The sequence below is a fragment of the Pseudoalteromonas sp. NBT06-2 genome (assembly GCF_002276045.1).
Lineage (GTDB): Bacteria > Pseudomonadota > Gammaproteobacteria > Enterobacterales > Alteromonadaceae > Pseudoalteromonas.
In genome coordinates this window covers 1-15,016 of sequence record NZ_NQMR01000013.1, presented here as the reverse complement: position 1 = coordinate 15,016, position 15,016 = coordinate 1, and the positions used below count along the sequence as shown (strand labels likewise).

Sequence of the window (15,016 nt, the reverse complement as noted above, 5' to 3'; positions counted from 1 at the left end):
AAATTAATATGGGTCTTTTAAGTGGTTTACTAGGTAATGCCAGTGAAGTAGACAGCGATGATTTAGACAAAGTACTTGGCGATTGTTTAATAGATGGCGAAGCAATACAAAAAGCATATAAAGTAATTAGAGATATGTTTGTATTTACTAATAAACGTTTAATTTTAGTTGATAAACAAGGTGTAACTGGATCTAAAGTTGAGTTACTTTCAATTCCGTATTCAAAAGTAACTAAGTTTAGTAAAGAAAGTGCAGGGCACTTTGATTTAGATGCTGAGTTAAAAATCTGGATAGGCTCAGAGCTTGAACCTTTAACTAAAGAATTTAAAGCGGGTGATAATATTAATGATGTGTATAAAATCTTAAGTCAGTTTGTACTATAAAATACAAATATGAAACTTAATAGGGAAGCACAACAATTTAGCTTCTCTATTAAGATCTATTATTTCCAAATGGAAATATTTACTACATTTTCAAACAGTTAATAACTTACCATTATTAAATATCCGAATTATTATACATACCAACTTCAAAATGTACTTATAAAGTCAGGTATATATATACAATTAGGAATGTATAAAATGAAATTGAAACCATTATTAATAATCACCCCAAGCCTTCTTTTATCTGTCTCAATTGTAATGGCTGAGGAATATCAATCTTTTTCTTCAATAGGATACACTAATGTAGATAGTAGCCGTTCTTATGATGCAACAAGTGTTGGCATAACATATTTTTTCGAAAAACAACAAACATTAGGGCCGTTAGATCAATTTAAATATATTAACTCATCAACCAATGTATTTGGAAATTATTCTCACTATGATAATTCTGAACGCTTTAATGGTGGCGGTAATTTATTTATTAACAACTTTGTAATTGGTGGATCTTATTCATATTATGATTATGACTCAGGTAGCTCAGATCATTATAACGCGAGAGTTGGTTATCTTATTTCAGAAGATTTGATAGTTAACGCATATGCAAATAAATCAAAAGGCTTTGATACAGATTATCACTTTTCGCTTCATATAATCACCAATTAGAGGGTAGAGACTACATTGGTTTTCCTTACAATACGGATGATGATTTTAATCATCAAATGCTTTCATCTAAATATTTTCGTGCTTTAGATGGTGGTCAGTATTTAGTGGCAGGACTTAGTTATCACCATCATGATGATGATTATGATTATGATTATGATAATGACTTATCGGGTAATTTAGCTTTTTACTTTAATGATAAAACATCTATATCAACTAGCTATAATGATGAAGATGATTATTCAATAGGCGCAAAACACTTCTTTAACCAAAACTACGCTTTAAGTGTAGGGTATCAATCGAATGCATCTGATGATACCTGGTCAGATTATGATATCTATTCAATTAATTTCTCTGCGCAGTTTTAGTTTGTAAAAAACCAGTCTCTTGACTGGTTTTTTAATATAGATAGCCATGTAGTTGCTATTTAAAATGTATATTTCACGCCTAATCTAATTTCCCAAACCGAAGGTTTAAATTGTACACTTGTTCCAGCTGGGTTATGGAACTCGTTAAATTGATATTGGCCATCTATAACTTTAGCAGTAACAGCAGCTTGCATGCTATCGCCATTTTTAAGTACACCCCAATCAGAATTTAATAGGTTGCCAACATTCTTAACTACAAAGTATGCTGATCCTTTATGCTCATCAGTATAACCGGCAAATTCTTGTTCAACTTTTAAGTCAAATGTCAGCCACCAGTCACCATCTATTTCATTACGGTCAGCTATTTGACCTCGTGTTAACCCTTCACTACTTACCCAGTTGTTAAAAGCTTCTAGGTCAAAATCTTCACCGTATGTAACTTTAGAATCATTTTCAGTTGGTACGTATAGTAATTGACGATCTTCATCATTAAAGCCTAAACCACGTGTATTTCTCGAAAAAGTATACGAGTATGGATTTGTTTGGCTTGCTTGACCAAATAGGTTAAAACGTGTTTTATATCCAGCCATAAATTCATGACTATAGCCCAAGCTCAAGGTAAATCTATGTGGAATTTCATAATTTGAAGTGCTTAAATCCGGATTTTGAGGGTTTGAAACAGCAATATTATGATAGTTAGAGAAGGCTACAGAGCTAGTCATTGGATGAATTTCTTCTGCTACGGTATAAGCATATGATGCTGCTACATCGATACCATTATCAAAAGATTTATTCACCGAAAATGATAACACATGTGAATAAGCATCATCACCTTCAGCATTTGTTAACAAAAAGTCTGACTTATATTTATGGTTTACGCTATCATAAACTGGGCGTCCGTCGGGTGCTAAAGAAACCACTTTATCAGCTAAGTTATAAATTACTGCTGAATCCTGTTTATTGGTATATAAGTAATCAACGTTGAAGACATAATCAGATTCATTGATATAAGTAGCACCTAGGGATACTTTCCATTCAGATGGAATTTCAAAATCAGGATCTGTTACATTAGTACTGTCATCAGCCCCACCTTGTCCAACTTCATTAAATAAATCTACAGGGATATCGTAACCTGGGCGCCCTGTGCCATTAAAGGCAACAGCATCAGGACCAAGAATTTGCATATTTTTTTGATTAACTTGAATATTACGAATACCATCATTTGAATAGCTATTAGAAATCCAAACATTTGGGTTACCGCCAGAGTACAAGCCTATACCACCACGAATTTCGAGTTGATCATCATAACGCCAATTTAAACCAAGTCTTGGTTGTAATAAGCTCACACCATCTAAATTTTGTTGGTTTGAATAACCATAACGCGCTTGAAATGCGTCATTTTGGTTTGGTATATCATTACTTGTATACCAGTCATAACGTAAGCCCATAGTGATAGTCATGTCGTAATCAACTAAGTCAAACTTATCTTGTGCGTAAAGCGTATTTAAAGCGTATTTAAATTCACCGGCTGCGTCTATAGGGTTATGAGAGCTTGCATTACCATAGTAAACACGTGCGACACCATTTTCAAAATTCTCAATGGCACTGATTGTTTTTTCTATGCCATTTTCAGTGATTTTTGTTTTACTAAAGCGATATTCGCCTTCATTGTGTTGTACAAACATATTAAATACATCAAGTTCTTCCATTTCGTATCCAAATGAAAGTTCATGGTCACCTAGGTAGTAATTACCTGCGAGTTTTAACGATAAATTATCATATTTTAATTTGTTTGCTTGGCGAGAATCATCAGGTCCTAAATAAACACTTCCATTTTCAGTTTCCACTCTAAATTCACCGAAACCTGAAGTACCATCAAGAGAAATTTGACGGTTATCTAACTTTGAATAACCAACTCTCACTTCTGTAGAAAAATCATCGGTCCAGTTTGAATAGATAGATGTGACATATGATTGAAGTTCAGCACCACGTTCATAAAAATGATTCGATAAAGAGAGGCGACTAGAGCTAGCATCAGATTGGCTTAAACTAAAACCATCGTTGTAATTATAAACAAAACTAGCACGGTGATCGTCGTTTATATTCCAATCAAGTTTAATTAATAGCTTTTCATCTTCAACAGGCATACTTGGTACCAATGTACCGGGATCATAATCGTATTTAGTTTTTGCAATATCAATAATACGGTCAATTATGGATTGATCAATATCATTATCACCAGTACCAAAAGCGTTGTACTCAAAAATTTGAGAGCCTTCTAATTTTTCATATGAAGTGAATAAAAATAAAGTATCTGCTATTAATGGTAGGCCTACGTTAAAACCGTAGCGTTTTTCATCATAGCTGCCGATGTCTTTTGAAACATCATCGGCTTTATCACCTGATAATGAATCGCTGGTATAATCAACAAAAACACCACCATTAATTTCATTAGTACCAGATTTTGATACAGCATTGATGTTACATGAGGTAAAACCGCCATATTGCACATCAAATGGTGCAAGTTCTACAGCAACTTGTTCAATTGAATCAAAAGAAAAAGGCATACGCTCAGTGGGATAACCATTACTATTTAGACCAAAGTTATCGTTCATACGAACGCCATCTAAAGTCAAGCTATTGAATCTTGGGTTACCACCGGCACATTGAATCGCACCACTGCTTGATTCATCAATGTATATACGCGGATCAGTTCTAACAATATCTTTTATATCACGATTAATTGCAGGGCGGTTTTCAATATCACTTAAGGTGAAATGTGTTGCAGGACCAGTACCACCTGATTGCATTGATAGTGGACGACCTGTAACAACTATCTGCTCCATATCTGATTTTGATTTTAGTTGCACAGATATTGGGTATGTCTTACCTAAAGTTAAGAAAATATTATTAACAACAGTATCTTCAAATTGCTCTGATTCAACTTCGATTTTATATGGACCACCAACGCGAAGACCTTTAGTGCTAAAACCACCTGACTGACCAATGAGTGTTGTTTTAGCAGAGCCTGAAGGAATATGAGTAATGGTTATCTTGGTACCTGTTGCCGGATTGCCATTTGGCCCTATGATTGAACCTTTTAATGCTGAAGCAGTATCATTAGCAAAGGTATTCACTGAGCCTAGACTTGCTGCGATAGCAAATGGTAAAAACTTTTTGCGCACTTGCATTTTCATTTTAGCTTCCTGTAATGAGTAATATTGTTGATTTTGTTGTATTTTGAAATTCAGCTTGTCAAACTTTGATGACAGTTTTAAGAATGATAGACTAAAAATTTATAACTTTATTAAATTCATCGTATTTTTGTAATTTGTTAGGAAAGTATTTTATAGAATATTTATTCTATTGAACAGTTATCATTGTTAATGATTTAGGAGAGTGCTTTTGCTTTTTAATTTAATTTTCCGCGCAATTTTAATTAATAGTAATTTACTCAATAAAGCCAGCCACTAGAGTAAATAGTCGCTGGCTTAATTATTTTAAAATAATTTTGTAAAAAGTAAGAAAAGACAGCTTACTTTTTACAAAGGGGATTAACTAAAAATACGTTGTCGATTTAGTTTACCAACCACATTGACGGTCTTTATTTTGCTCATCTAGGTATTTTTTAAGCGGTGCAAAATATTCTAAAATGGCAGAGGCATCCATTTCAGGCTTGCCAGTTACAACTGCTAATGCTTCTTGCCAAGTTTTACTTGAACCCATTTCTAACATGGTATTTAAACGTTCACCAGCTTCTTTAGAATTGTATACAGAACATCTGTGTATCGCTTCTTTATTACCTGCAATTTCACATAAAGATTTATGGAATTGGAATTGTAATATATGCGCTAAGAAATAACGTGTATAAGGTGTATTTCCTGGTACGTGGTATTTAGCACCTGGATCAAAATCGTTTTCAGTACGTTCAATTGGTGCCATTACGCCTTGGTATTTTTGACGTAAATCCCACCAAGCTTTATTATAGTTTTCAGGTGTTACTTCACCTGAGAATACCTGCCAGCGCCACTGATCAACCATTAAGCCAAATGGAATAAATGCAATTTTATCCATTGCCATTTTCATTAATAGGCCTAAATCTTTAGATTCATCAGGTACTTTATCTAATAAACCAATTTCTTTTAAGTAACCAGGAGTAACAGATAATGCGATAGTATCGCCAATTGCTTCATGAAAACCATCATTCGCACTTTCTTGATAATAAAGTGGTTGATCTTTATAAGCACGTTGATAGAAGTTATGACCTAATTCATGGTGAATAACTGAAAATTCTTCACCGGTACGCTGAATACACATTTTAATACGTAAGTCGTCTTTAGCATCTATATCCCAAGCTGACGCATGACATTGTACATCACGGTCTTTTGGTTTAGTAAATAATGAACGTTCATAGAAAGTGTCGGGTAATGGCTTAAAACCCATTGAAGTAAAGAATTTTTCTGCCCCACGTACCATTTGAACTTCATCATAGTTATGTTTTGCTAATAGCTTAGTTACATCATAACCAGGATCAGCATTGTCAGGAGCCACTAACTCGTAGATGTTACCCCAGCTTTGAGCCCACATATTACCTAATAAATGTGCAGGAATAGGCTTATTTTGAGGTACTTTATCAGTGCCATATTTATCACCTAGTTTTGCACGAACATGACAATGTAATGAATCATATAAAGGTTTTACTTGACTCCAAACTCGGTCTAACTCTTTTGCAAAATCATCAGCTGGCATATCATATTTACTACGCCACATAGCACCGGTATCGGCATAACCAAACTCTTTAGCACCTTCGTTTGTAAGCGCTACTTGTTGTTCATATAAAGGACGCATAGGTTTTGCTATTTGACGCCAACCTTGCCATAAATCTAATAGTTCATCGTAATCACGACTTGTCGCCATTTTAGCCGTCATATCACCAAGACTTAGGCATTCTGTGCCGTCTTTACAATATTTACCTTTACCGTATAGACCACCAAGTTTTGCAACGAGTTGAGATAATTGTGCTGTTTTATCTGCATCTTGTGGAGCAGGTAAAGTGAGTGCAAGTTTTAACTTGTCTAGTTTTCGACGGCTATCTGTATCTAATGTAATTTTATTAAATTTAGTTGCTTCATTTGCTAACCTAACAACTGTTTCAGTCATTTTACGATTTACTTCAGCAGAAAGCTGAGATGTATCTTCGGTTATGAAGTTTGCGTAAATCCATTCAGCGCGACTTGCTTCAAGATATAAAGCAACTAATTCTTTTTCAGTGGATTCTAGAAATAATGTTGCATCAGCTGTAGTTACTTGTTGAATAACACTTGTTGTTTTTTTATCATCTTTATTGTTACAAGCACTTATCATTAAAGTACTTGCAACAACTAAAGCTGTAATGCTTGGCTTGAATATTTTAGTTTTCATTGTAAACCCTAGAATTGTGTGTTTTTATCGTGGTTATCATAACAGTGGGATAAGATTTGGTAAATTATCTTTGGCATATTTAATAAAAGAGAATTTATTAAGTAATAAATAAATCATAAAGTTATAAATTCTTGCTAGACTTATACCCGTAATACTTGGAAGTGTAGGTTTCAGAGCTTGGGTAGGAGTCGAGTACAAGGGGGGATTTGTAATTCATGGGATTCCCTGACGATGAATCATCACACCGTAATCGTTTTTTACCCAAACTCCCTAGGGCAAGACGATAAGCGGCCAACTGCGTTGTTATAAGATATCTGTGAGAATGACTTAACGACACATCTTATGCCTCGCATATAGCCGCTTCTCGACTTGCTGAAATCGCGCATTTTCATGTAGCATGGGTATAAATAATGGTTTTAAAAAAACAATGTTTTCAAAGGAAATTGTAAATGTTTATTTTGTTATTACTAATAGTGACTGTCTTTATTATATTTTTTGTCAAAGATATAAGAATCAGCTTGATCACGCGGCCTGCATTTAAAATGTTTAAAAAGGTATTACCGCCTTTATCTCAAACAGAGCGTGAAGCAATGGAAGCAGGTGATATTTGGTGGGATGGCGAATTATTTAAAGGCACTCCTGATTGGCATATATTACACTCGTATCCAAAACCTACCTTATCAGATAAAGAAAATGCGTTTTTAAACAATCAGGTAAATACACTGTGTAATATGTTAGATGATTACAAAATAGTGCATGAAGATAAAGATTTACCAGAAGATGTTTGGCAATATTTGAAAAATGAAGGTTTTTTCTCGTTAATTATTCCTGAATCATTTGGTGGTCGAGATTTTTCAGCGATAGCGAACTCTACAATTGTATCTCGTATAGCCACATGCAGCTTAAGTGCGGCAGTAACTGTTATGGTCCCAAATAGCTTAGGACCAGGTGAATTATTAATACACTATGGAACACAGCAGCAAAAAGATTTCTGGTTACCTAAACTTGCTAATGGTTCTGAAGTACCTTGTTTTGCACTGACAGGACCTGAAGCAGGATCTGCTGCAGCTAGTATTTCAGATACGGGCATAATTTGTGAAGGGGAATTCGCAGGTAAAACCGTGATTGGTATTCGTCTAAATTGGTCAAAAAGCTATATTACTTTAGCACCTGTAGCAAGTGTTTTAGGGTTAGCATTTAAAATGTTTGATCCTGATGGTTTATTCGGTGATAAAAAAGAAATCGGCATTACGTGTGCTTTAATCCCAACTGATCATAAAGGCGTTATCATTGGCGAACGTCATAATCCTATGGCTATGGCGTTTATGAATGGTACAACTTATGGTAAAGATGTTTTTATTCCTTTAGATTGGATCATTGGAGGGCCTGAATTTTGTGGTAAAGGTTGGCGCATGTTAGTTGAATGTTTAAGCGCAGGTCGAGGTATTTCACTACCCGCAATGGCAACAGCTATAGGGCATACTTGTTCAAAAATGACAGGGGCTTATGCATATGTACGTAAACAATTTGGCTTATCTATCGGTCAATTTGAAGGTATACAACATTCATTAGCTCGAATTGGAGGATTTACATATAGCTTAGAAGCTATGCGTACTATGACGGCAGGGGCACTTGACTTAAAATTGAGCCCTTCAGTTATCACTGCAATCGCAAAGTATCATATGACAGAAATGAGCCGTAAAGTTATTAATGATGCACTAGATATTCATGGTGGTAAAGGTATTCAGTTAGGGCCAAATAATTATTTAGGCCATGCTTATATGGGCATGCCAATATCAATTACCGTTGAAGGTGCAAATATATTAACACGTAATTTAATGATTTTTGGTCAAGGTGCAACGCGCTGTCATCCGTATATATTAAAAGAAATGGCTGCAGCGAGTGAGCCTGATTTTGATAAAGGATTACAAGGTTTCGATGATTTATTAATCAAACATGTTTTATTTGCAATTACTAATGCCGGTGGTGCATTAGGTCATGGTTTAACACGTGCTATGTTTAGTAGATCACCTGTAAGTGGTCCTACTGCGAAATATTATAAACAACTTACTCGCATGAGTCGTTCTCTTGCAATTTGTACTGATATCACCATGCTAACCTTGGGAAGCGATCTTAAACGAAAAGAGATGATTTCTGCTCGGCTTGGGGATGTATTGAGCCAATTATATATTTCTTCAGCGGTACTTAAACGATTTGAAGATGAAGGTCGACAACAATCTGATTTGCCTTTTGTTTGTTATTCTTTAGATCATAGTTTGTATCAAATAGGTCAAGCTTTTGATGGTTTATTTGAAAACTTCCCTTCAAGAACGTTTGCTTTCGTTTTAAAACGTTTAGTTTTTCCTTTAGGTAATCATTATAAACAAGTACCAGATGATGTATCAAAATCAGTTTGCTTTCATATGCTACAACCTGGAGTGATGAGAAATCGTTTATCGCATTTATGCCATGAGGGCGATGCAGGTGGTATGCATATTATGGAATCAGCATTTGTTGCTATGCACCAGTGCGAAGGTTTATTTAATAACTTGAAGCAAGCGATTAAAGAAGGGAAGTTAAGTTCAGATTTAACTTTTGAAGATTCAATGAAAAAATCACTAAAGATTGGCTTGTTCACATCTGTTCAAGTAGATGGAATGATTAAAGCTAATGCTTTAAGAATGGCTGCTATTTCGGTTGATAATTTTAAAAAGAAGGAAATTTAATGAATTTAAAGCAGTATGGGTTCTTCATACTGCGTCAACACTTTTTACCTAGCGTAAGGATCGTCAATAATTTTTTTAATAAACCATTTTCCTTTTTTATTTATTAATTTAACACTACGCATATCATCTACATTACGACCATTCAGGGTACCTGAAAAAATAAGTGTAATTGTTGCTTTATCGCCATAACGTTTACGAATACTTTTACTTGTTCTATCTATTTCTATATTCACAGTATCGAACTGCATGTTAATCAAGTTTCTCGCAAATTGTCGAGTGCTGCCATATGACTTAATAATTCTGGCTAGCTTAGGTGTTGCTAAAGACATGGTTTTTTTCAAATCTTTTTCTTCATAAATGGCATAGAAGAAAACAGTTGCCGCATATTCTGGAGAAGCATTATCACCAGATACTTCTGGACCATCATCAGAGCAGGCAGTTAAAATTACCATAAGAAAAATAGTGAAAAAAATTCGTACTGGATGCATCTATAAACCTTATATATTTTACGGTTATTAAGAGGTATTAATTTAAGTTTAATGTTAAATAATGACTTGTAAAGTCTTGAACTGAAATGAAATGCTATTTTATTAGCCGAGGGCTATAAAAAGGAAAAGTCAGCTTAATATTTAAGCTGACTTTTATATCAGATATTATAAATATATACCCGATCTCTGAAACCGACATTTCCAAGTAACACGGGTATAGATATTAGATTATTGTACTAATTCATCGTCGCTGAATTGATCTGCGAATAGTGGGCTTGATAAATAACGTTCTGCTGAGCTTGGTAAAATAACAACAACGTTTTTATTGGCATTTTCTGGTTTTTCAGCAATACGAGAGGCGGCAACCACTGCAGCACCTGATGAAATACCAGCTAAAATACCTTCTTCTTTCATAAGCCTATGAGACATTTCAATTGCTTCTTCGTTAGTAACAAGTGCAACTTCATCTATCATTTCTAAATCTAAGTTACCTGGGATGAAACCTGCACCGATACCTTGAATTTTATGAGGACCTGGCGTTAAGTCTTTACCTGCTAATTTTTGCTGAATAACAGGTGAGTCAGCAGGCTCAACTGCAACAGATTTAATATCTAGATTTTTTTCTATTTTAAGGTAACGGCTAACACCAGTAATTGTACCGCCAGTACCCACGCCGGCTACAAAGTAATCAATTTTACCATTAATATCTTTGAAAATTTCAGGTCCAGTAGTTTCAAAATGGATCTTAGGGTTAGCTGGGTTTTCAAATTGTTGTAATAAAATGAATTTTTCTGGTGCGCTTTGTTGAATTTCTTGTGCTTTTTCAATAGCCCCTTTCATGCCTTTAGCGCCTTCTGTTAAAACGACATTCGCGCCAAGTGCTTTTAATAGTTTACGACGTTCTAAACTCATCGTATTTGGCATAGTCAAAGTTAATTTATAACCGCGTGATGCTGCTACAAACGCTAAAGCGATACCTGTATTACCAGAAGTTGGCTCTATTAACTCTTTACCAGTTGTTAGCTCTCCTGATTTTTCTGCTTCCCAAATCATAGAAGCGCCAATACGACATTTTACGCTAAAACTTGGATTACGAGCTTCTATTTTTGCAAGTACATTACCTTTAGTAACGCGGTTTAGTTTCACTAAAGGAGTATTGCCAATGCTTAGTGAGTTATCTTCAAATATGTTAGACATAGTATCTCTTGTTATCAATTAAAATATAAAGTCAATGTATCAACAATACAACGTATTAGCCAAAATTAAAGTAAAGTTTGGCTATAACTTATATCAAAACGATAAATTAAAAATAAAATATTCATTAAATGGTATAAGAATAAGTCGAAAGCAGCCACATCTTTGTTTACAGCGCGGTGAGTTTTGATTATTCTGGCATAGTTATAACTTATGTTTAATAATTTATCCGAAAAGGAAAGGCCTTTGATAAACGTGTTGTTAGTTGATGATCATGAGCTGGTTAGAACGGGGATCAAGCGTATTCTTGACGATGTTCGCGGTTTTAAAGTTGTAGGTGAAGCTAAAACAGGTGAAGAAGCTGTTCAGTTTTGTCGTCAAAATCATCCTGATATTGTATTGATGGATATGAATATGCCTGGTATCGGTGGCCTAGAGGCAACTAAAAAAATATGCCGTTTATGCCCAGATGTTAAAGTGATCGTATTAACAGTCCATTGTGAAGACCCCTTTCCAAGTAAAGTGATGCAGATGGGTGCACATGGCTATTTAACTAAAAGTGCAGGTTCTAATGAAATGGTTCATGCTATAAAAGCGGTTAAATCAGGCCAGAGATATATTGCACCCGAAATAGCGCAACAAATTGCTTTAGCGCAATTTAGTGGACGTACTGATAAAAATCCATTTATAAGCTTATCGGACCGTGAATTACAAATCATGCTAATGATCACTAAAGGTGAAAAAGTACAAAGTATTGCAGAGCAATTAAATCTAACATCTAAAACGGTCAATAGTTATCGCTATCGTATGTTCGAAAAGTTAAATATAGGTGGAGATGTTGAATTAACACACTTAGCAATCCGCCATAAAATGATTGATATTGATTCTGAAGGTTTTTAATTGGTTTAGACCTGAAGTAAAAATAGTTTGAGTACATTAATGCAGTCATTTGATCAAAAAACATTTTTAAAATCTTTATCTGAAGAACCGGGTGTTTACCGGATGTTAGATAAGGAGCAGCAAGTAATTTATGTTGGTAAAGCAAAAAATTTAAATAAGCGGGTTTCTAGCTACTTTCGGGAAAATATACCTGAAAGTAAAACCCGCGCACTCGTTAAAAATATTTATGGTATAGAAGTCACCCTTACAAATACAGAAACAGAGGCGCTGTTATTAGAAAATAACTTTATAAAACAATATCAACCTAGATATAATATTTTACTGAGAGATGATAAGTCTTATCCTTACATATTATTAACTGATCATACTCATCCCAGATTGACCTTTCACCGTGGCGCACAAAAAATCAAAGGTGAGTATTTTGGACCCTATCCAAGTTCAGGAGCGGTATCGCAAAGCTTACGTTTAATGCAAAAAATCTTTCCCGTACGCCAATGTGAAGATGCTTATTATCGTGCCCGTAGTAGACCTTGTTTACAATATCAGTTAAAACGTTGTTCGGCACCTTGCGTAAATGAAATCAATGAAAGTGATTATATGGAGCAAGTTGCTTTTGTTCGTTTGTTTTTAAGTGGTAAATCTTCACAAATCATATCAGAGCTAGTTAAAAAAATGGAAGCGGCAAGCACAGAGCTAAATTTTGAAAAAGCAGCCACCTTTAGAGATCAAATTCTTGTATTGAGCAAAATGCAGGAGCAACAATCAGTTTCTGGCACCCATGCGGAATTAGATGTGATAGGGTTTGAATCAAAGAATGGCTTAACGGCAATTCATATTTTGGTTATTCGTGATCATAAGATTTTGGGAAGTAAAACTTTTTACCCTAAAATCCCTAAAGATTCGACTGATACTGAAGTTTTATCATCTTTTTTATCGCAATATTACCTTTCTGTTACTAACGGATCTCGCGTACCAAAAGAAGTTATTTTACCTTTTACTTATGCTGAGCAAGAAGAATTAGAAATTGCATTATCACAAGTCAGCGAAAGGAAAATAAAATTACAGACTGTATCGAGAGGAGAAAAATATCAATATCTGCAATTAGCAAATAAAAATGCATTAAATAACATCGTCATTAAGCAAAGCGAAAAAGATTCAATTACCAAACGATATGATTTATTAACAGAAACACTGCAATTAGATAATATTAATCGTATGGAGTGTTTTGATATTAGTCACACTATGGGAGAAAATACAGTAGCTTCCTGTGTCGTATTTGATGCTAATGGACCTAATAAAAAAGAATATCGACGTTTTAATGTCACTGGGATCACAGGTGGAGATGATTATGCCGCCATGGCCTTTGCATTAAATAAGCGCTATAGCAAAATGATTGATGAATCAAAAGTACCTGATGTTATATTTATAGATGGTGGTAAAGGGCAGTTATCTCAGGCGGAAACATTTTTTCAAAATTGGCATCTAGAAAAGTTGCCTTTGTTAATAGGTGTAGCAAAAGGAACAAGCAGAAAACCTGGATTAGAGACTTTATTAATGGATGGCGGTAGAAAAACCATTAATTTAGATTCACATTCACCTGCATTGCATTTAATTCAGCATATAAGAGATGAATCTCACCGATTTGCAATTGCTGGACATAGAAATAAAAGGCAAAAACAACGCAATCAATCGATATTAGAAGAAATATCGGGAGTAGGTCAAAAAAGAAGACAAGCAGTATTGAAATACTTGGGAGGAATACAAGGTGTGATTGCTGCAAATATTGAACAATTAAGGAAAGTACCAGGGATCAGCCCTGAATTAGCCGAAAAAATTTATAATCACTTACATGATAAGTAACAAAAATCCATGTTGGGAAATATGAGATAGGAGAATTTCAGAATAAAAATAAGGAGAGCTTGTAATAAGCTTATTATCGGGTTTGACTTTGGGTTAGTAATAAACAAAGAGTTAAATTTAATTTTAATCATTTGTATGGTAAAGATAATTCTTCATGCGAATATACAAAAAAGTAAACACAAGTATTTATGTGGAATATACCTAATATTATAACAACCTTCAGAATTTTTCTTATCCCCATTTTTTTGGTGATATTTTATTTACCTTATTCATGGGCCTTTTTAGGCGCAGCATTTGTTTTTTGGTTAGCAGCTGTTACCGATGTCCTAGATGGATATCTAGCCCGTAAACTTGAGCAATCAACTCCCTTTGGAGCATTTTTAGATCCTGTTGCTGATAAGGTGATGGTGTCAGTTGCATTAATTGTATTAGTAGAGCATTACCAAAGTATATATATAACAATTCCAGCTGTTTTAATTATAAGTAGAGAAGTTATTATTTCAGCTTTAAGAGAGTGGATGGCAGAACAAGGTAAAAGAGGTACTGTGGCTGTATCTCAATTAGGGAAAATAAAAACAGCTGCTCAAATGTTATCCATAATGGGACTCACTTGGCAATATGATACTTGGATGACTTATTTAAGTTATGCCTGTTTATATTTAGCAACGGTTCTTACTTTATGGTCAATGGTGCAATATTTACATGTTGCATGGTCAGATTTAAGTGAGAACGCGGGTTAAGTGTGCATTTTTACAACGCTTTAGCTGAAAAATGAGCAAACAGTTTAAAAGTGACATTTTAGTGTTGACGCGTAATATAATCTCTGTAGAATGCGTTCGTGTTGAGAGGGGAGCAACTCATAAACATAAAAAACAAAGTGGTTGAAGACAAATTGCTAGAACACAACCTTTTAAAGATAGTGTTCATGAATTGAGTGTCATTAATAACTTTAAAAATTAATTAACACTATATGTGTTGTTAATTTAACAAGCGGTTTTGTTTTTTATGGCAGCGCA

The 15,016-nt window shown here is 34.5% G+C and carries 11 protein-coding genes; 7 read left to right on the top strand and 4 right to left on the bottom strand.

Annotated elements, in window-relative coordinates; translation table 11 throughout:
- Positions 1-8 precede the first annotated feature (8 nt).
- The 3 genes from CJF42_RS03800 to CJF42_RS03790 all read left to right on the top strand — a co-directional run bounded on the left by CJF42_RS03800 (position 9) and on the right by CJF42_RS03790 (position 1,411).
- Positions 9-383, top strand: coding sequence for a PH domain-containing protein (locus CJF42_RS03800; RefSeq protein WP_095365407.1), 375 nt, complete (start codon positions 9-11; stop codon positions 381-383).
- Positions 384-581: 198 nt separating this feature from the next.
- The gene (locus CJF42_RS03795) at positions 582-1,046 is read left to right on the top strand and encodes a putative porin (RefSeq protein WP_170940469.1); all 465 of its coding nucleotides are present in this window, start codon (positions 582-584) and stop codon (positions 1,044-1,046) included.
- A gap of 14 nt (positions 1,047-1,060) precedes the next feature.
- Positions 1,061-1,411 carry a putative porin gene (locus CJF42_RS03790; RefSeq protein WP_095365405.1) on the top strand — a complete coding sequence of 117 codons (351 nt, stop codon included), beginning with the start codon at positions 1,061-1,063 and terminating at the stop codon, positions 1,409-1,411.
- A 59-nt stretch (positions 1,412-1,470) separates the two neighbouring features.
- On the opposite strand, the gene CJF42_RS03785 is transcribed toward CJF42_RS03790, so the two are convergent.
- Entirely contained in the window at positions 1,471-4,608 is a 3,138-nt protein-coding gene (locus CJF42_RS03785; protein WP_095365404.1) for a TonB-dependent receptor, read from the bottom strand.
- Positions 4,609-4,993: 385 nt separating this feature from the next.
- The gene (locus tag CJF42_RS03780) at positions 4,994-6,832 is read right to left on the bottom strand and encodes a M2 family metallopeptidase (protein ID WP_095365403.1); all 1,839 of its coding nucleotides are present in this window, start codon (positions 6,830-6,832) and stop codon (positions 4,994-4,996) included.
- A 449-nt stretch (positions 6,833-7,281) separates the two neighbouring features.
- Here CJF42_RS03780 and CJF42_RS03775 point away from each other — a divergent pair, with 449 nt between their 5' ends.
- Complete coding sequence (locus CJF42_RS03775) at positions 7,282-9,558, top strand: acyl-CoA dehydrogenase (protein ID WP_095365402.1); 2,277 nt, start codon at positions 7,282-7,284, stop codon at positions 9,556-9,558.
- Positions 9,559-9,602: 44 nt separating this feature from the next.
- Here the strand turns inward: CJF42_RS03775 and CJF42_RS03770 are convergent, their stop codons facing one another.
- Complete coding sequence (locus tag CJF42_RS03770; RefSeq protein WP_095365401.1) at positions 9,603-10,046, bottom strand: hypothetical protein; 444 nt, start codon at positions 10,044-10,046, stop codon at positions 9,603-9,605.
- 228 nt (positions 10,047-10,274) lie between these two features.
- On the bottom strand, positions 10,275-11,243 hold the full coding sequence (cysK, locus tag CJF42_RS03765; protein WP_095365400.1) for a cysteine synthase A: 969 nt from the start codon (positions 11,241-11,243) through the stop codon (positions 10,275-10,277).
- A gap of 243 nt (positions 11,244-11,486) precedes the next feature.
- On the opposite strand from cysK, the gene uvrY reads away from it, so the two are divergent.
- The 3 genes from uvrY to pgsA all read left to right on the top strand — a co-directional run bounded on the left by uvrY (position 11,487) and on the right by pgsA (position 14,740).
- Positions 11,487-12,140: a UvrY/SirA/GacA family response regulator transcription factor gene (gene uvrY, locus CJF42_RS03760; RefSeq protein ID WP_095365399.1), complete on the top strand. Its 654-nt coding sequence runs from the start codon at positions 11,487-11,489 to the stop codon at positions 12,138-12,140.
- Between the two features lie 39 nt (positions 12,141-12,179).
- Positions 12,180-14,000 (top strand): excinuclease ABC subunit UvrC, encoded by a 1,821-nt coding sequence (gene uvrC, locus CJF42_RS03755; RefSeq protein ID WP_095365398.1) that lies wholly within the window; start codon positions 12,180-12,182, stop codon positions 13,998-14,000.
- Between the two features lie 188 nt (positions 14,001-14,188).
- The gene (pgsA, locus tag CJF42_RS03750) at positions 14,189-14,740 is read left to right on the top strand and encodes a CDP-diacylglycerol--glycerol-3-phosphate 3-phosphatidyltransferase (RefSeq protein ID WP_095365397.1); all 552 of its coding nucleotides are present in this window, start codon (positions 14,189-14,191) and stop codon (positions 14,738-14,740) included.
- Positions 14,741-15,016 lie beyond the last annotated feature (276 nt).

What these genes read in the sequence shown, in the direction of transcription:
- CJF42_RS03800 (WP_095365407.1), top strand. Translation starts at nt 9, where the DNA reads ATGGGTCTTTTAAGTGGTTTACTAGGTAATGCCAGTGAAGTAGACAGC.
- CJF42_RS03780 (WP_095365403.1), bottom strand. Translation starts at nt 6,832, where the DNA reads ATGAAAACTAAAATATTCAAGCCAAGCATTACAGCTTTAGTTGTTGCA.
- cysK (WP_095365400.1), bottom strand. Translation starts at nt 11,243, where the DNA reads ATGTCTAACATATTTGAAGATAACTCACTAAGCATTGGCAATACTCCT.
- uvrC (WP_095365398.1), top strand. Translation starts at nt 12,180, where the DNA reads ATGCAGTCATTTGATCAAAAAACATTTTTAAAATCTTTATCTGAAGAA.
- pgsA (WP_095365397.1), top strand. Translation starts at nt 14,189, where the DNA reads ATGTGGAATATACCTAATATTATAACAACCTTCAGAATTTTTCTTATC.
- CJF42_RS03770 (WP_095365401.1), bottom strand. Translation starts at nt 10,046, where the DNA reads ATGCATCCAGTACGAATTTTTTTCACTATTTTTCTTATGGTAATTTTA.
- CJF42_RS03795 (WP_170940469.1), top strand. Translation starts at nt 582, where the DNA reads ATGAAATTGAAACCATTATTAATAATCACCCCAAGCCTTCTTTTATCT.
- CJF42_RS03775 (WP_095365402.1), top strand. Translation starts at nt 7,282, where the DNA reads ATGTTTATTTTGTTATTACTAATAGTGACTGTCTTTATTATATTTTTT.
- CJF42_RS03785 (WP_095365404.1), bottom strand. Translation starts at nt 4,608, where the DNA reads ATGAAAATGCAAGTGCGCAAAAAGTTTTTACCATTTGCTATCGCAGCA.